1 pseudogene is annotated in these 435 nt (G+C 63.4%); it reads left to right on the top strand.

Going from position 1 to position 435, the window contains the following annotated elements:
• Positions 1-316 (top strand): annotated as a pseudogene (locus HOV91_RS39305) (hypothetical protein); the annotation flags it as partial.
• Between the last annotated feature and the right edge of the window lie 119 nt (positions 317-435).

The raw sequence follows: 435 nt of genomic DNA, 5'->3' as shown, positions 1-435 counted from the left end.
GAAGCACCTGGATGCACCGGACAAGGCCACCCGCGTGTACAGCTACCACGAGCACACGCTGCACGCCCTGAAGGAGCTGTTGTGTGCGGCCGGCCTGAACGATCCGGCCGAACTGGGGCCGGAGCACATCCTGCGTCGTGTTTCGCCTGTCGAGATCCGCTCGCTGGCGTCGCTGTACCGCTACCTGGAACCGGGGGAGCTGCTGCACAAGGTGCCGGATCATGCGGTGTTCCATGCATTCTGGGCCGATGCACGCAGCGATTCGTTCCAGCCGCCGCCGAAGATCCAGGCGCTGCGCGCCAGCAAGTCGCGATAATGTGTTGCTGTAGAGCCGAGCCCATGCTCGGCTGCTTCTCTCATCGCGATGTTGGAACGAAGAACAGCCGAGCCGAGCATGGGCTCGGCTCTACAGGGAGATGTCATGCGGTTCAGGAC

The sequence above is a fragment of the Nocardia barduliensis genome (assembly GCF_013315795.1).
Taxonomy (GTDB): Bacteria; Actinomycetota; Actinomycetes; order Mycobacteriales; family Mycobacteriaceae; genus Nocardia; species Nocardia barduliensis.
The sequence above is the reverse complement of the archived record's forward strand: the minus strand, read 5'-3'. Positions and strand labels throughout refer to the sequence as shown.